Source organism: Ornithinimicrobium sp., assembly GCF_051004135.1.
Taxonomy (GTDB): Bacteria; Actinomycetota; Actinomycetes; order Actinomycetales; family Dermatophilaceae; genus Ornithinicoccus.
Window position 1 is genome coordinate 1 of the sequence record NZ_JBPCKQ010000154.1, and the last position, 16,222, is coordinate 16,222.

Genomic DNA, 16,222 nt, shown 5'->3' on the forward strand with positions numbered 1-16,222 from the left:
CACGATCGTCCACTGGGACGAGGCGACCCGTGCCGTGCACGCCCTCGACGGCGGACCGCTCCCGGCCGGACACGTCATCATCGACCCGGACCTGGCCAAGACCCTGGAGCAGGTGGGCGCCGAGGGCGCGGCGACGGCATACGTCGGGGACCTGGGCGCCCGCGTTGTCGCGGACATGGCCCAGCGCGGTGGCCTGGTCACCGCAACCGACCTGCGCGAATACCGACCCGTGGTACGCCCAGCGCTGCGCTCCCGGCTGGGCGACTGGGACCTGGCCTGCAACCCGCCTCCGGCGATCGGCGGTCCCGTGCTGACCGCGATGCTGCGGCTGCTGGCCGACGCACCGACCCCCGTCACCCCGTTGGTCGCGGCGCAGGTCATGCGACGGGTGCTCGACCTGCGGCTGGAGCGGGTCGATGTCGCCCCCGACCTGGCGGTTGCGGGCCTGGACCTGCTGCGCGACATCGCCGGGTCCGATGGCCTCGGACTGCCTACCTCGGCCTCGACGGCGCACGTCTCGGTGGTGGACGAGGACGGTATGGCGTGCGCGCTCACCGCGTCCTCGGGCTACGGATCGGGGATGACGATCGCGGGAACCGGGGTGCTGGCCAACAACGCCCTCGGCGAGCCCGAGCTGAACCGCCGCGGTCTGCACGCCCTGGAACCCGGCACCCGGATGGCCTCCAACATGGCGCCGACCACCGGCCGCAGCCGCGACGGGGCCCGCCTGGCCATCGGCACCCCCGGCGCTGATCGCATCACCACGGCCCTGGCCCAGGTGCTCGTGCACGTCTGCCTGCACGGCGAGGGGCTGCAGGAGGCGATCGACCGGCCCCGGCTGCACGTGCGCCACCTCGACGACGGCAGCGTGCGCATCGACCACGAGCGGGACGACGATCTGGCCGCGTCGTTGGCCGACAGTGACCTGCCCCGGCACGAGCACGAGCCGCACGCCATGTTCTTCGGCGGCGTGGGGGCAGCCATGCAGCACGAGTCCGGGGCGCTCAGCGCCGGAGCCGACCCCCGCCGCGCCGCAGCCACGGCGGTCGGCTGAACAGGGCGGTTCTCTGGCTCAGTGCGGTGTGCGCATCGGCAGGATCACGGGCATCGCCCGCAGCGGACCGCTCATCGGCGCCGAGTCCGTCCGGGCCAGCACGAGGTGCAGCTTGGTCACCCGCAGCAGTCGTTCGAGCCGGTCCGAGGCCTCCGCGATGACCAGTCGCCGTCCGCGTCGCAGCGCCCGGTGATGAGCACCGACCAGCACGCCGAGGCCGGTGGCGTCGTGAATCTCCGCCTCGCCCAAGTGCAGCACCAGATCGCCCTCACCCCCCTCGAGCGCCCGCTGCAGGTCCGCCCGAAGGTTGGGAACCGTCCGCACGTTGAGCGCACCCCGCAGGCGCAGCTCCCGCCCCGGCGCCTCGACCACCACGTCGAGGTAGCCCGCTGCTGCTGTCATCTCCCCACTCCACCCTGTCATGTTGAAAACCCTGGTCATGTTCTACTGCCCCAGACGCCAGGAGTCACCTCCAGGATGCATGCTTTCTGGTTACGATCTGGTCACGATCCTGGGTCGGCGCGGTGCGGCCGGTCTGCGAGGATGGCGCCCATGGTGACCTTGTCGAAGATCTACACCCGCACCGGCGACGACGGCACGACCTCACTGGGCGACTTCAGCCGGACGACCAAGAACGATCCGCGACTGACCGCCTACGCCGACACCGATGAGACCAACGCGGCCCTGGGGGTGGTGCTGGCCACGGCCGATCTTGCGGAGCCGGTGCGAGCCACCCTCTTGCGAGTGCAGAACGACTTGTTCGACGTCGGAGCCGACCTGTGCACCCCGCTGCGCGAGTCCTACGAGCACCCTCCGCTGCGCGTGCAGCAGGTGTGGATCGATGAGCTGGAGGCCGACTGCGACACCTACAACGAGGCGCTGCCGGCCCTGCGCTCCTTCGTGCTCCCCGGCGGGACGCCCGCAGCAGCGCACCTGCACGTGGCCCGCACGGTATGTCGTCGCGCCGAGCGGTCCGCGTGGGCCGCGGTCGACGAGCACGGATCGCAGCCGGCGGCGGACGGCGCCGCCAAAGGCCACGGTGGGGTCAGTCCGCTGACGGCGGCCTATCTCAACCGGCTGTCGGATCTGCTGTTCATCCTGTCCCGGGCGGTCAACGTGGGCGCCGGTGGCGACGTGCTCTGGGAGCCCGGCGGGGGCCGGGTCGAGCCGGAGGCCTGAGCTCGGCTCGCCCTCCCTCAGGCGACGTTGCTGTTCCACCCCGGGGGCGCGGCCTCCAGCCAGGACCGCAGGGCGGTGTAGTGCTCCTCGGTCATCGCCAGGTGGAAGGACGTGTCGCCATAGTATCCGGGCACCGCCAGGGACAGCCCCTCCGGCAGCTCCTGCGCGTCACCATCACCGCGCAGCGACTGCGCGTAGCCCAGCTCGAGCCCGCCGCGTTGCCATCGATGCCGGCTCAGGCTCGATGCGGCATCAGGCCCTCTGTGCACGAGCAGATCACCCTCGTAGTGCAGCGATCCCGCACGCCAGGGGACATCCTCGTGACCGCGATAGCCACACGGCATCCGCGGGCCGGCGCCCCGAGGCGTCCCGGCATACCGCGAGAACAACCACCAGGCGAGGGTCAGCAGCACCAGGGCCGCTGCCACCCACAACAGCACCAGCACGGTGGTGGACGCGGACGGCATAAGCGTCAGTCGCTGTCCAGACCCGACAGCTCTTCGGCGTCGACGCGATCGGCCACGATGGTGACGTCGTCGTGGTCGACGGCCAGGAAGCCGCTGTCGATGACGGCCGTCGCGGAACCGCCGCTGGTCTTGATCCGGACGTCACCGGAGACCAGGACCCCGAGCACGGGTGTGTGCCCCGGCAGGATGCCCAGATCGCCGTCGATGCTGCGGGCGGCGACCATGGTGGCTTCACCGCTCCAGACCTTGCGGTCGGCAGCGACGATCTCGACGTTCAAGGAGCTCACGGGGATCCTCTCGGTGCTCGGGGTATGCGGTCAGTCTAGGACTGCGCCCAGCCTCAGTTGTTCTTCTCCAGCTCGGAGGCCTGACGCTCGACGTCGTCCAGTCCGCCACACATGAAGAACGCCTGCTCGGGGACGTGGTCGTACTCGCCGTCGGCGACCTTGGTGAACGCCTCGATCGTGTCCTCCAGCGGCACGGTCGAGCCCTCCAGACCGGTGAACTGCTTGGCCACGTAGGTGTTCTGGGACAAGAAGCGGGCGATCCGGCGGGCCCGGCCGACCAACACCTTGTCCTCCTCGGCGAGCTCGTCGATGCCGAGGATGGCGATGATGTCCTGCAGCTCCTTGTAACGCTGCAGGATCGAGCGCACCCGAACCGCGGTGTCGTAGTGCTCCTGGGTGATGTATCGCGGGTCCAGGATCCGGCTGGTCGAGGTCAGCGGGTCCACGGCGGGGTAGATCCCCTGGGAGGCGATCGGCCGGGACAGCTCGGTGGTGGCGTCCAGGTGGGCGAACGTCGTGGCCGGGGCGGGGTCGGTGTAGTCGTCCGCGGGCACGTAGATCGCCTGCATCGAGGTGATCGAGTGGCCGCGCGTGGAGGTGATGCGCTCCTGCAGCACGCCCATCTCGTCGGCCAGGGTGGGCTGGTAGCCCACGGCCGAGGGCATCCGGCCCAGCAGGGTCGACACCTCCTGGCCGGCCTGGGTGAAGCGGAAGATGTTGTCGATGAACAGCAGCACGTCCTGTTCCTTGACGTCCCGGAAGTACTCCGCCATGGTCAGCGCCGACAGGGCGACGCGCAGCCGGGTGCCCGGCGGCTCGTCCATCTGACCGAAGACCAGCGCGGTCTGGCCGAGCACGCCGGCCTCCTCCATCTCGACGATGAGGTCGTTGCCCTCGCGGGTGCGCTCCCCGACGCCGGCGAACACCGACACTCCGCCGTGGTCGCGGGCGACCCGGGCGATCATCTCCTGGATCAGCACGGTCTTGCCGACCCCGGCTCCGCCGAACAGGCCGATCTTGCCGCCCTCGACATACGGGGTCATCAGGTCGATGACCTTGATGCCGGTCTGGAACATCGTGGTCTTGGACTCGAGCTGGTCGAAGGCGGGCGAGGGGCGGTGGATGCCCCAGCGCTCGTCGACCTCCAGCTTCTCGTCGCCCTCGAGGTTGAGGCAGTCACCCGTGGCGTTGAACACCTTGCCCAGGGTGGCGTCACCGACGGGCACCGAGATGGGGCCGCCGGAGTCGCGCACCTCGGCGCCGCGGACGAGGCCGTCCGTGGGCTGCAGCGAGATGGCGCGCACCATGTTGTCGCCGATGTCCAGGGCGACCTCGAGGTTCAGCGTCTGGGTCAGCTCGCCGAGGGAGACCTCGGTGGTCAGCAGGTTGTACATCTCGGGGATCTGGCCGGGCGGGAACTCGACGTCGACGACCGGCCCGATGATGCGCGCGAGCCGACCGACCCCGCCCTCGGTCTTCTCGCTCGCGGGGGCCTCGGTGGTGTCAGTGCTCATGGTCTGTGCTTCCTTCTCACTTGTCGGCGAGGGCGTTGGCGCCGCCCACGATCTCGCTGATCTCTTGGGTGATCTCGGCCTGGCGGGCCTGGTTGGCCAGCCGGGTGTATGTCGTGATGAGCTCCTGCGCGTTGTCGGTGGCCGACTTCATCGCGCGTTGGCGGGCGGCCAGCTCGGAGGCTGCCGACTGCAGCAGCATGTTGTAGATACGGGAGGTGACGTACTTGGGCAGCAGGGCGTCCAGCACCTGGGGCCCGGAGGGTTCGAACTCGTAGAGCGGGAGCAGCTCGGACTTCGAAGGCTCTTCCGACTCCACCATCTCATCGACCGCGTCGACGACCTCCAAGGGGAGCAGCCGCACGGCCTTCACCTCTTGGCTCACCATGCTGATGAAGCGGGTGAAGACGACATGGATCTCGTCCACCCCGCTACCGTCGGACCCGGCGATGAAGTCGTTGGTGATGCGGGCGCCGATCTGTTGGGCGACCTCGAAGTCCGGGGAGTCGGAGGAGCCGGTCCAGCTCTCGGCGAACTCCCGGCGCCGGAAGCCGTAGAACTGCACGGCCTTGCGGCCGCTGAGGTAGGGCACGACCTCCCGCCCCTCCTCCTCCAGGTGCTCGCGCAGCGCCTCGGCCTGCTTGAGCACGTTGGCCGAGTAGGCACCGGCCATCCCGCGGTCGCTGGTGATGACCAGGACCCCGGCCTTGGTGGGCTTGTCCCGCTCGGTAGTCAGCGGATGGTCCTCATGACTGAAGGTGGCCACAGCCGAGACTGCCCGGGTGATCGCGGCGGCATACGGCGTGGTCTCGGTGACCCGCTGCCGTGCCTTGACCACCCGCGACGCAGCAATCAGCTCCATCGCCCGGAAGATCTTCTTCATGGACTGGATCGACTTGCTGCGCTGGCGGTACTCCCGCTGTTGCGCTCCCATGTGCGGCCTCCCCTCAGCGCTTCTGCCGGGTGATCTGCTCCTGGTCGACGTCGTCGGCGTCCATCGCCTCGACGTCCTCCTCCACCGGCTCCACCGGCTCGTCCTCCTCGGTGCGGAACTGCTGCTTGAAGGACTCCATGGCCCGCTCCAGCGCGTCCCGGGTGTCGTCACCGAGCTTCTTGGTCTCCCGGATGCCGTCGAGCAGGCCGGACTCCTCGCGGTGCAGGTGCTCCACGAACTCCCGCTCGAAGCGGCGGATGTCGGCGGTGGGCACCGAGTCCAGGTGGCCCTGGGTGCCGGCCCAGATGATCGCGACCTGGTCCTCCACGGCGATCGGCGAGGACTGCGGCTGCTTGAGCAGCTCGACCATCCGGGCACCCCGCTCCAGCTGGGCGCGCGAGGCTGCGTCGAGGTCGGAGGCGAACATCGCGAAGGCTTCCATCTCGCGGAACTGTGCGAGGTCGACCTTGAGCCGTCCTGAGACGTCCTTCATCGCCTTGATCTGCGCGGCACCGCCGACTCGCGACACCGAGATGCCCACGTCGATGGCCGGGCGCACGTTGGAGTTGAACAGGTCGGCCTGCAGATAGATCCGGCCGTCGGTGAGCGAGATGACGTTGGTCGGGATGTATGCCGAGACATCGCCGGCCTTGGTCTCGATGAGCGGCAGCCCGGTCACCGACCCGGCACCCAGGTCGTCGGAGAGCTTGGCGCAGCGCTCGAGCAGCCGCGAGTGCAGGTAGAACACGTCGCCGGGGTAGGCCTCGCGGCCCGGCGGGCGGCGCAGCAGCAGCGACACGGCGCGGTAGGCCTCGGCCTGCTTGGACAGGTCGTCGAAGACGATCAGGACGTGCTTGCCCTCGTACATCCACTTCTGGCCGATGGCCGACCCGGTGTAGGGCGCGAGGTACTTGAAGCCCGCGGAGTCCGAGGCTGGGGCCGCCACGATGGTGGTGTACTCCAGCGCGCCGCCCTCCTCCAGGGTGCCGCGCACGCCGGCGATGGTCGTGCCCTTCTGGCCGATGGCGACATAGATGCAGCGCACCTGCTTGTCCGGGTCGCCGGACTCCCAGTTGGACTTCTGGTTCAGGATCGTGTCGATGGCCACCGTGCTCTTGCCGGTCTGCCGGTCGCCGATGATCAGCTGGCGCTGACCGCGGCCGATCGGGATCATCGAGTCGACCGCCTTGATGCCGGTCTGCAGCGGCTCGTGGACCGACTTGCGCTGCATCACCGACGGCGCCTGCAGCTCCAGCGCACGTCGCTCGTCGGACTCGACCTCGCCCAGACCGTCGATCGGCTGGCCCAGCGGGTTCACCACGCGACCCAGGTAGCCGTCGCCCACCGGCACCGAGAGAACCTCGCCGGTGCGGCGCACCTCCTGGCCCTCGTCGATCCCGGCGAACGCACCGAGGATGACGACGCCGATCTCGTGCACGTCCATGTTGAGGGCCAGGCCCAGAGTGCCGTCCTCGAACTTCAGCAGCTCGTTGGTCATCGCCGAGGGCAGGCCCTCGACGTGGGCGATGCCGTCGCCGGCGTCCGAAACCCGCCCGACCTCCTCCCGGGAGGCGGCGCTCGGATCGTAGGACTGGACGAACTTGTCCAGGGCGTCGCGGATCTCCTCCGGACGGATGGTCAGCTCCGTCATGGTCTACTCCTTCGCTGGCCCCGGTATGCAATGGGGCCGGTCGGTCGGTGCGTGGGCTCGATCGGTGGGTAGGTGCGGGCGCGGGTGCCGGTTATCCGCTCAGGTGGCGGCGGGCTTCGTCGAGACGACTGCGCACCGTGCCCTCGATGATCTCGTCGCCGATCTCGATCCGGATGCCACCCAGGACAGCCGGGTCGATGACGACGTTGGCGTGGACGTTGCGCTCGTACTGCGCGGACAGCGCCTGGGCGATGCGCTCGACCTGCTCCTCGGACAGGGCCGTGGCGCTGGTGACCACGGCAGTCACCTGGTCCAGCCGCCGGGCGGCGATCTGCAGGTAGGACTCGATGGCTGCGCCGAACCTCCTGTGGGGGGAGACGACGGCGTGCTCGGCCAGCCGGGTGGTCTCCGGCACGGCCTTGCCGGCCAGGAGCGAGTCGACGAGGTCGCGTTTGGCCGAGGTCGGTGCCCGCCGGTCGGTCAGCGCGGTCTGCAGACGGGGGTCACCGGTCGCGATGCGGTGGAAGCGGAAGAGCTCGTCCTCGACCTGGCCCAGCCGGTCCTGGCGCTGCGCATCGGCGAGCATGGCCTCCACACCGAGCTCGTCGAGGGTGATCGCCAGGTCCATCGGCTTGCTCCAGCGCTGCGAGACCGCGGTGCGCGTGACCTGCTGGGCGGGGTCTCCGATCCGCCCGACGAGCAGCCGGTCGGCAAGCGCCGCGCGGTCCTTGCCCTCTCGGGAGGGGTCAGCCAGGGCCCGCCGCAGCACCGCCGATCCACCGACCATGCCCGCCACCGCGAACAGGTCCTCGGCCAGCTGTCGCATGTCGACGTCGCCGGAGAGCACCTCCTCGAGGGACTTGCGTGAGGTCAGCGCGGCATTGCGAGTCGGGCCCGGCATCAGGACTCCTGCCCCGCAGGCACCTGGCGACGCTGCGCCGAGCCGCTCTCCAGCTCGGCGATGAACCGCTCGACCACCCCGCTCTGCCGGGCGGGGTCCTCCAGGGACTCACCGACGATCCGGCCGGCCAGGTCGGTGGAGAGCCGACCCACCTCGCCGCGCAGCTGGGTCATCGCCTGCTGCCGCTCGGCCTCGATCTGCCGTTTGCCGCTCTCCTTGATCCGGTCGGCCTCGGCCTGGGCCTGCTCCCGCGCCTCGGCGACGATCTGTGCGCCCTGCTCCTTGGCCTCCTCGCGGATGCGGCCGGCGTCCTCACGGGACTCGGCCAGCTGGGCGACATAGTGCTGACGCGCTTCCTCGGCCTCGGCCTGAGCCTTCTCGGCCTTCTCCATGCCACCCTCGATGGCGGCGGTGCGCTCGGTGTAGATCTGCTCCAAGCGCGGCACCACATACTTGCTCACAACGAAGTAGAGCAGGGCGAAGGTGAACAGCCCGAAGAACAGCTCGACGGGGTGCGGCAGGATCGGGTATGCGGTGGCCCAGAATCCCTCTTCACCCTCGGCCATGCGGATGGCAGTGTGCACGATGTCTCCTAGGGGTCGACGTGGGTGGGACGCATCGAGGCTCGGGTCAGCCCGAGAAGACGAAGGCCAGGGCGATACCGAAGATCGCGAGCGCCTCGACGATGGCCATGCCCAGGAAGGCGATGGGCTGCAGCATGCCGCGAGCCTCGGGCTGGCGGGCGACACCGTTGATGTAGGCAGCGAAGATGAGGCCGACACCGATGCCGGGGCCGATGGCGGACAGGCCGTAGCCGACGATGGCGAGGGAACCAGTCATGATCTGTTCTTACCTTTCGGAGATGATCCCGGTCGAGGTCGATCCGGGGCGGTCGTGGCGCTGGTCAGTAGGGGTCAGTGCTCGTCGGCGACGGCACCGGCGATGTAGAGAGCGGTGAGCAGGGTGAACACGTAGGCCTGGAGGAACTCGACGAGGATCTCGAAGAGGGTCATGACCAGGGCCATCACCCAGGTGAGTCCGCCGACCACGGACAGAAAGCCGCCCGCGGTGAGCATCTCCCATCCCCCGGCGATGAAGAGGATCAGCAGGATGTGACCGGCAAACATGTTGCCGAACAGTCGAAGGGCCAGCGTGACGGGACGGGTGAACAGGTCCGTGATCAGCTCCAGGATGAAGATGATCGGCACCATGAGCTTGGGCAGGCCCGCCGGCACCAGGGACTTCCAGTAACCGAAAAACCCATGCTTCTTCATACCCACGAAGTGGAAGACCAACCACACCACGAGCGCCAGGACGATGGGGAAGGCGACCCGGCCCATGGTCGGATACTGGATCGGCGGAATCACGCCGAAGAGATTGTTGACCAGGATGAACGTAAACAGGGTGAACAGCAGCGGGACGAACCGCAAGAACTCCTTGCTGCCGATGATCTCCCGCCCGAGGTGGTTGCGGGTCAGGCCGTAGACACCCTCGGTGATCATCTGACCGCGACCGGGGACCAGGGCGCGGCGCTTCGTGCCGGCCAGGAGCAACCAGGAGATCAGGCCAACAGACAGCAGCAGCACGATGGAGGGCCGGGTGATCGCCCAGGCTCCGTCTCCGATCAACGGCTGCCAGAAGTCCTCGACACCGGGTGGCTCGTACTCCGACGCCGCAAGGGGGACCGTCGTGGTCACGCGTCACTCCTTCGGATGGGCTGGACTCGTCGCCCGTGGGTGGAACAGGGACTCCACACGGATGAGGCGATCAGTGCGTACCGTACCGGAACCAGATCAGGTATAGCGACAACACCATGCCTGCGACGATGCCGACCCCGACCAGCCAGGACGTGCCGATCCAGTGATCCAGCAGGGCGCCCAGCCCGCCGTAGACCATCGGTCCGCTGATCAGGTAGGCAATCGCCCGCCACGCGGAGTCGGCCTCCCGGGAGTTCTCGGCACGCAGGCGCTCCCGAGCGTCGTCCGGGTCGGGTGGATGCTCCTGCATGGTGTCCTTCGATCTGCGTGCACAGCGGTGACCGGCGGGTCGTCATGACCCCTCACCAGCAGGCTTCGGGTCGTAGACAAAGATGCGGAGTCGACGATAGCTGCGCATCTCGAAGATCAGCCAGACCAGCGTGCAGATCGTGATGGTCACCCCGGCCGCGAACCCGGACAACCAGGTGGCATCGCGGACAAGGAAGAGCGTGAGGCCCAGCAGCACCACCTTGAGGGTGTAGCTGAGCATGACCATCGCCATCACGGTGCTCGGAGCCAGATGCGCGGTGAACTTCATCACCGTGAGACCGGCTGCGAAGAAGACGACGACCATGGCGGCGCCGAAGATCGAGGACCATGCTGCCATCGGGCTGCTCAGCAGACCGACCACCGCGCATCCGGCCGCTGCCACCAGGGTCGGCACGAGCGATCCGCGCAGCAGCTCGCCGAAGGCATCCTGCTGCGCGGCAGGAGCGGGGTCAGGGGAGGCCATCTCGTCCAATCCGGTGAATCTCAGCGGGCCCGGGACATCTGCTTGTGAAAACTATCACAAGGTCCCGTAGGGGGTCGAACATGCTGGTCATGTGGGTGATCGCTCCCATGGACGCCAGGTCAGCAGGGCCGCGACGCCGACGGCGACCGCGATCCCGATGATCGAGACCCAGGGTGGCACATAGGCGAACGAGACCGCACCCATCGCCAGCAGCCCCGACCACAGATAGAGCAACCCCACGGCGCGACGATGGCTGTGCCCGATGCGCAGCAGCTGGTGGTGCAGGTGGTGCGCGTCGGGCTTCCACGGGTGCACGCCGCGACGGGTGCGCCGGACCACGGCCAGAGCCATGTCCAGGATCGGGATGGCCAGGATCGCCACGGGAAGGAGCAGCGGCAGCGTGAAGGCGGCCAGGGCCGAGGTGGCGGCCACGCTGGAGTTGGGGTCCACGCTGCCCGTCATCGAGATCGTGGCGGCCGACAGCAGCAGGCCGAGCAGCAGCGCCCCCGCGTCGCCCATGAACAGCCGGGCCGGGTGGATGTTGTGCGGCAGGAAGCCCAGGCAGCACCCCATCAAGGCCGCGGTGATGAAGGTGGCCGTGGAGAAGACGTTGGGTGGGTCGAAGGCCCGCGCCACCAGATAGGTCCAGGCGAAGAAGGCGCTCGCGGAGATGAACACGACCCCGGCGGCCAGACCGTCGAGGCCGTCGATGAAGTTGACCGCATTGGTGGAGATGACCACGATCAGGATGGTCAGGGTCACCAGCACCGGCTCGGGAAGCACGGTCACCCCGAAGATCGGCAGGCTGAGCAGCTGCACCCCGAAGAAGGCCATCACTCCCCCGGCGATCACCTGCCCGGCGAGCTTGGTCAGCCAGTCCAGGTCGCGCACATCGTCCAGCGCGCCCATGAGTGTGATGATGGTCGCGCCGAGCAGCACGCCGATCAGCTCGGGGGTCTCGAAGAGCTGACCGAGGAAGGGTAGCCGGGAGCCCACGAGCACGGCGGCGGCGAAGCCGATCAGCATGGCCACCCCACCGAGCCGCGGCGTCGGCACCGCGTGCACGTCGCGGGCCCGCACCGGGGTCACCGCACCGACGACGAAGGCGAGCCGGCGCACCAGGGTCGTGGCGGCATACGTGAAGATCGCTGCGGTCAGCAGGATGAGGAGGTACTCGCGCACCGCTCACCTCCTCCGACCCGCACCGCGTCCGCCGCCCGGTCGCCGCTCAGGGGGTCGGGTATGCCGGATACGCGCCGAGCAGCTCGGTCACCTCGGCGCGCAATGACCGCGCAGTCTCGTGCTCGGGGTCGCCGTCCGTGGTGGTGACGGCGCGGTGGATCAGGTCGGCGATGCGCTCCATCTGCTCGGTGCCCATGCCCTGGGTCGTCACCGACGGGGTGCCGACCCGGATGCCGGAGGCGATGTTGGGCTTCTCCGGGTCGAACGGGATGGCGTTCTTGTTGAGCACGATGCCGGCCGCGTCGCAGCGTTTCTCGGCATCGGCGCCGGTGACAGCGACCCCCTGCAGGTCGTGCAGCGACAGGTGGGTGTCGGTGCCGCCCGTGATCGGGCGGATGCCGCGCTCGCCGAGCCCGGCAGCGAGCGCCTGGGCGTTGGCGATCACCGAGCGGGCATAGTCCTGGTAGGCGGTCGTCGCGCACTCGGCGAAGTTGACCGCCTTGGCGGCCACCCCGTGCATCAGCGGGCCACCTTGCATCATCGGGAAGACGGCCCGGTCGATCTTGGCCGCGTGCTCGGCCTTGCACACGATGGCCCCGCCACGGGGGCCGCGCAGCACCTTGTGGGTGGTGAAGCTGACGACGTCGGCGTGCGGCACCGGCGAGGGGATCGCCTGACCCGCCACCAGGCCGATGAAGTGCGCGGCGTCGACCCAGAAGATCGCGCCCACCTCGTCGGCGATCTGCCGGAAGGCGGCGAAGTCGATCTTCCTCGGGATGGCCGAGCCGCCGGCGATGATGAGCTTGGGGCGGTGCTCCTTGGCCAGGTCGCGCACCTGGTCGTAGTCGATGTCCTCGGTCTCCTTGGCCACGCCGTAGTGCACGGCGTTGAACCACTTGCCCGAGAAGGACACCTTGAACCCGTGGGTGAGGTGCCCGCCGTGATCCAGCGACATCCCCAGGATGGTGTCACCGGGCGCGGCGAAGGCGCCGTAGACGGCCTGGTTGGCGCTGGCGCCCGAGTGCGGCTGGACGTTGGCGTGCTCGGCGCCGAAGAGGCTCTTCGCACGCTCGATCGCGAGCTTCTCCACCTTGTCGACCTCGACACACCCGCCGTAGTAGCGCCGGTCCGGATAGCCCTCGGCATACTTGTTGGACAGCGTCGAGCCCAGGGCCGCCAGCACGGCCGGGGTGGTCTGGTTCTCGCTGGCGATCAGCTGGATGCCGGCTCGCTGCCGGTCCAGCTCGCTGACCAGGAGCTCGGCGATCTGCGGATCACTGTCGAGCAGGGCGGCGAAGCTGGGTCCGTAGTACGACTGGGGGGTGACCTGGGTGCTCAACGACTCTCCTCGGTGACTGGGCGGGGCCGGGGCGACACCGGCCGTGCAGATCCCACTGTAGGGGGTGCCGCTCGCGGACTCAGCGGCTCGGCGGCAGGTCCCGCAGCGCCGCGTCGGGCACCCGCACGGAGGTGGGACGCACACTGCCGACCAGTCGGGCGGAGACGACGGGAAGGACTCCCGGAAGGGGCTCCCCGGGCGACTCCGGGTCGGCAACCTGCGCGGCGTGCGACTCCTGCGTCTCGGCGGGTTCCGTGCTGGACGTGTCCTCGGCGGGCTCCGTGCTGGACGTGTCCTCGGCGGGCTCCTCGGGAGAGGCCGGCTCGTCGAGCAGGCGGGTCTCCCCCAGCACCTCGCGAAGGCGGTCGGCCGGCAGCGCGCCGTGCCGCAGCACCACGGGCTCCTCGCCGGTGCAGTCCACGATGGTGGACGCCGCTCCCCCGGTGCGAGGACCGCCGTCCAGGTATGTCGTCACCGCGCCGGCGAGCTGCTCCTGCGCCTGCGCGGCCGTGGTCGCCGCCGGCCGGCCGGTCACGTTGGCGCTGGTGACTGCCATCGGACCGACCTCGCTCAGCAACGCCAACGCGATGTCGTCGTCCGGCATACGCAGGGCGACGGTGCCGTTGGTCTCCCCCAGGTCCCAGGCCAGGGATGCCTGCGCGCGCAGCACCAGGGTCAGCGGGCCGGGCCAGAACTGACGCATCAGGATCTTGGCGTACATCGGCACAGCCGTGGCCAGGCCGTCCACCGTCCGCGGACTGGGCACCAGCACCGGCGGCGGCATCTCGCGGTCCCGGTGCTTGGCCGCGAGGACCATGGCCACCGCCACCTCGTCGAAGGCGTCGGCGCCGACGCCGTAGACGGTGTCGGTGGGCAGCACCACGATGCGGCCCGCGCGCACGACGTCGCTCGCCTCCTTGATGGCCTCGTCCCGGTTGTCGGGGTTTGAGCAGTCCACGATCACGCCGCACATTCTGACACCCGGGTGGCTGTCGTCCGGACATTTCAGGATGCGGCCGGCCCAGATGTGACTACCGTGACGTAAGTAGTGGCTCAGGCTCCAGCCTGCGGCTCCACCAAGGCGAAGGAGAACGACCATGCGCGGTAGTGGAATGATCTGGACCATCGTCGGCGTGCTGCTGATCATCGTGCTGGTGGTGTATCTGCTCAGCGTCCTCTGACCTGTCGCAGGAGCGGGGCTCCCGGGCATCGGCCCGAGGGGTCCCGCTCGTCGTCTCCACGGGCGCTCGTGGCTGCGTCTCCGCGGGCGCTCGTGGCTGCTGTCCCCGCTGGCCTCAGCAGAGCTCCGAGCAGACGAACCCCGGATGCTGCGCATTCCCGGGTCGCCGTCCGCGGCGTGGCGGCAGGGGTATGTCGTACGTCTGTTCTATGATCAGGAGATCAGCATTCATCCGTCGGGTGAGCGGGCAGCCGGAGGAGGTCGAGCACCATGACCGATCAGCGCTGCCCGACATCCGAGGCGGAAGGCAGGCCCGGGGAGGGTCTGGAAGGCGTCCTGGCTGACCTCCTGGCCGCACATGACCTGGATGCCGAGCTGGCCGAGCTGACAACACCCTTCACGGAACTGGTCGATCTTCACTGGTGCTCGGGCGTCGTGGATCTGGTCGCGCCGGAAGTGCCGGAAGCGCAGGAGCCGGCCGAGGGTAAACCGGTGGCCCGTGGTGCTCAGCCGCAGCCCGGTGACCCGGCCGGTGGTCTTGATCCCGCGGCGGTGCGCGCCGCGATGTCGGGGTTGACTGGTTTGGGGTTGCCCGAGCAGGCCGCTGAGCAGGTGCTGACTGTGGCGGTGGGGATGCGAACAGGCGGAGCCAACACGGCCGGGGCGGGGGCGGGGGCGCCGGCCGCGGCCCGGGACCAACAGTTGATCGACGGGATCCAGGCCACCATGGTGCTGTCCCGGTTCACCGACGCCGCGATGCTGGGGATGGTCCGGGAGCTGGCCGTGGCTGCCGGGCAGGAGCTGTTGGCCCGGGCTGACGTCGCCGGAGTGGACGAGCTGTCGCTGACCCGCCGCACGCAGTGGCGGGCGCAGACCAAGTCCGCCGTGGCCAGCGAGCTGCAGGCGTTGACCGGGTGGGGCATACAGTCCTGCCACGACCGGGTCGGGCTGGCGCTGGCCCCCGGTGGAGTCGCGCAACGGGCCCAGTGGGCCCTCGCCGCCGGGTGGGTCAACCTGCGGGACGTGCTCGACTTCTGGCGCCGGGCCCGCAACCTGCCCGTGGCGCAGGCGGGGGTCGTCGCCGATCAGGTGCTCGGCCCGGTGCCGGACGGGGACGGGGTGCCCGTGCGGCCCAGCCGGGAGCAGTTCACCAGCAGGTTGCACCGGGCGGTCGTCGCCGTCGAGGGCACCGACGCCGCCGCGGCCCGTGCCCGACGCCGGGCCCGGCTCGAGTCCCGGGACGCCACCGCCTTGCTGGACGACGACGGCACCGCCACGTTCACCGTGACCGGTCCCACGAGCGCCGTCGTCGCGGCGATCCTGCGAGTCGACTCGGTGGCCCGCCGGTCCCGGTACCACGGAGACGAGCGCACCATCGCCCAGCTCCGCGCGGACCTGACGTTGACGCTGCTGGTCCACGGCATCCTGCCCGGCGAAGAAGAAAAGCAGGGCCAAGCCGAGGAGCCGGTGAGCGCACCAGCCAGCGCCGCCACGCAAGGCACTGCAGCACCGGAGACCGCCGCACACCCACCGCACCAGGCGGCGCGGGGCAGGCCGCCGCCGATCAGGACCAGGCCGAGGACGAGGCACTGGTCGCTGAGCCCGGGCCGCGGCTGCGTGCCGCGTTGGACAGCGACGCGGCGCAGGTCAACCTGGAGGTCATCGTCCCATTGGACGCGTTGATCGACCCGGACTCCACCGCCGTCGCGCACCTGCCCGGCTTCGGACCGATCACCGCCGAGCACGCCCGCGAGCTCACCGTCACCGCAGGCACCACGATCCACCGGTTGCTCACCGACCCCGCCGACGGGCGATGCGTCGAACGCTCCACCACCTCATACCGCCCGGATCGGGCCATGCTGGACCAGCTCCGCGCGGCCGACCGCACCTGCCGCAGCCCCGGATGCACCCGCGACGCGGCGCACGCCCAACCCGACCACGTCCAACCCTGGGCCCAGAGCCGATGGACCAGTGAGGCCAACGTGGCCTACGAGCACTCCCACCACCACCACAACCTGACCCTGAAACTGTGGGACAGCCAGCTGCG

General features: G+C 69.5%; 18 protein-coding genes and 1 pseudogene. 4 read left to right on the forward strand and 15 right to left on the reverse strand.

All coding sequences use genetic code 11. The features are described from left to right. The coding region (locus ACR2FV_RS10445; RefSeq protein ID WP_434015631.1) for a gamma-glutamyltransferase at positions 1–1,054 on the forward strand (1,054 nt) is incomplete at its 5' end. Positions 1,055–1,072: 18 nt separating this feature from the next. On the opposite strand, the gene ACR2FV_RS10450 is transcribed toward ACR2FV_RS10445, so the two are convergent. Further along, positions 1,073–1,456 carry an STAS domain-containing protein gene (locus ACR2FV_RS10450; RefSeq protein ID WP_434015632.1) on the reverse strand — a complete coding sequence of 128 codons (384 nt, stop codon included), beginning with the start codon at positions 1,454–1,456 and terminating at the stop codon, positions 1,073–1,075. A 150-nt stretch (positions 1,457–1,606) separates the two neighbouring features. On the opposite strand from ACR2FV_RS10450, the gene ACR2FV_RS10455 reads away from it, so the two are divergent. Further along, the gene (locus tag ACR2FV_RS10455; protein WP_434015633.1) at positions 1,607–2,233 is read left to right on the forward strand and encodes a cob(I)yrinic acid a,c-diamide adenosyltransferase; all 627 of its coding nucleotides are present in this window, start codon (positions 1,607–1,609) and stop codon (positions 2,231–2,233) included. A 17-nt stretch (positions 2,234–2,250) separates the two neighbouring features. Here ACR2FV_RS10455 and ACR2FV_RS10460 read toward each other — a convergent pair whose 3' ends face one another. The 14 genes from ACR2FV_RS10460 to ACR2FV_RS10525 form a co-directional block, all read right to left on the reverse strand. Continuing rightward, positions 2,251–2,700: a DUF2550 family protein gene (locus ACR2FV_RS10460; RefSeq protein ID WP_434015634.1), complete on the reverse strand. Its 450-nt coding sequence runs from the start codon at positions 2,698–2,700 to the stop codon at positions 2,251–2,253. A gap of 5 nt (positions 2,701–2,705) precedes the next feature. Then, positions 2,706–2,987 (reverse strand): F0F1 ATP synthase subunit epsilon, encoded by a 282-nt coding sequence (locus ACR2FV_RS10465; RefSeq protein WP_434015635.1) that lies wholly within the window; start codon positions 2,985–2,987, stop codon positions 2,706–2,708. A 53-nt stretch (positions 2,988–3,040) separates the two neighbouring features. Continuing rightward, positions 3,041–4,501: a F0F1 ATP synthase subunit beta gene (atpD, locus tag ACR2FV_RS10470; protein WP_434015636.1), complete on the reverse strand. Its 1,461-nt coding sequence runs from the start codon at positions 4,499–4,501 to the stop codon at positions 3,041–3,043. 16 nt (positions 4,502–4,517) lie between these two features. Beyond that, on the reverse strand, positions 4,518–5,432 hold the full coding sequence (locus ACR2FV_RS10475) for a F0F1 ATP synthase subunit gamma (RefSeq protein ID WP_434015637.1): 915 nt from the start codon (positions 5,430–5,432) through the stop codon (positions 4,518–4,520). A gap of 13 nt (positions 5,433–5,445) precedes the next feature. Beyond that, positions 5,446–7,083, reverse strand: coding sequence for a F0F1 ATP synthase subunit alpha (gene atpA / locus ACR2FV_RS10480; RefSeq protein WP_434015638.1), 1,638 nt, complete (start codon positions 7,081–7,083; stop codon positions 5,446–5,448). Positions 7,084–7,174: 91 nt separating this feature from the next. Next, positions 7,175–7,984, reverse strand: a complete 810-nt coding sequence (locus ACR2FV_RS10485) for a F0F1 ATP synthase subunit delta (protein ID WP_434015639.1) — start codon at positions 7,982–7,984, stop codon at positions 7,175–7,177. Then, positions 7,984–8,568: a F0F1 ATP synthase subunit B gene (locus ACR2FV_RS10490; RefSeq protein WP_434015640.1), complete on the reverse strand. Its 585-nt coding sequence runs from the start codon at positions 8,566–8,568 to the stop codon at positions 7,984–7,986. Before ACR2FV_RS10490 ends, ACR2FV_RS10485 begins: the two co-directional genes overlap by 1 nt. A gap of 46 nt (positions 8,569–8,614) precedes the next feature. Next, positions 8,615–8,824 carry an ATP synthase F0 subunit C gene (atpE, locus tag ACR2FV_RS10495; protein WP_434015641.1) on the reverse strand — a complete coding sequence of 70 codons (210 nt, stop codon included), beginning with the start codon at positions 8,822–8,824 and terminating at the stop codon, positions 8,615–8,617. Between the two features lie 74 nt (positions 8,825–8,898). Continuing rightward, positions 8,899–9,681 (reverse strand): F0F1 ATP synthase subunit A, encoded by a 783-nt coding sequence (gene atpB / locus ACR2FV_RS10500; RefSeq protein WP_434015642.1) that lies wholly within the window; start codon positions 9,679–9,681, stop codon positions 8,899–8,901. Between the two features lie 70 nt (positions 9,682–9,751). Further along, on the reverse strand, positions 9,752–9,991 hold the full coding sequence (locus ACR2FV_RS10505; protein ID WP_434015643.1) for an AtpZ/AtpI family protein: 240 nt from the start codon (positions 9,989–9,991) through the stop codon (positions 9,752–9,754). A gap of 42 nt (positions 9,992–10,033) precedes the next feature. After that, positions 10,034–10,474, reverse strand: a complete 441-nt coding sequence (locus ACR2FV_RS10510) for a hypothetical protein (protein WP_434015644.1) — start codon at positions 10,472–10,474, stop codon at positions 10,034–10,036. 87 nt (positions 10,475–10,561) lie between these two features. Next, entirely contained in the window at positions 10,562–11,656 is a 1,095-nt protein-coding gene (locus ACR2FV_RS10515; protein WP_434015645.1) for a glycosyltransferase family 4 protein, read from the reverse strand. Positions 11,657–11,702: 46 nt separating this feature from the next. Then, complete coding sequence (gene glyA / locus ACR2FV_RS10520; protein ID WP_434015646.1) at positions 11,703–12,995, reverse strand: serine hydroxymethyltransferase; 1,293 nt, start codon at positions 12,993–12,995, stop codon at positions 11,703–11,705. A gap of 79 nt (positions 12,996–13,074) precedes the next feature. Then, entirely contained in the window at positions 13,075–13,959 is an 885-nt protein-coding gene (locus ACR2FV_RS10525) for an L-threonylcarbamoyladenylate synthase (RefSeq protein ID WP_434015647.1), read from the reverse strand. A gap of 486 nt (positions 13,960–14,445) precedes the next feature. On the opposite strand from ACR2FV_RS10525, the gene ACR2FV_RS10530 reads away from it, so the two are divergent. After that, a complete protein-coding gene (locus ACR2FV_RS10530) occupies positions 14,446–15,858 on the forward strand; it encodes a hypothetical protein (RefSeq protein ID WP_434015648.1) in 1,413 nt (470 codons plus the stop codon). Next, positions 15,801–16,222 (forward strand): annotated as a pseudogene (locus ACR2FV_RS10535) (hypothetical protein); the annotation flags it as partial. The gene ACR2FV_RS10530 and the pseudogene ACR2FV_RS10535, both read left to right, overlap by 58 nt.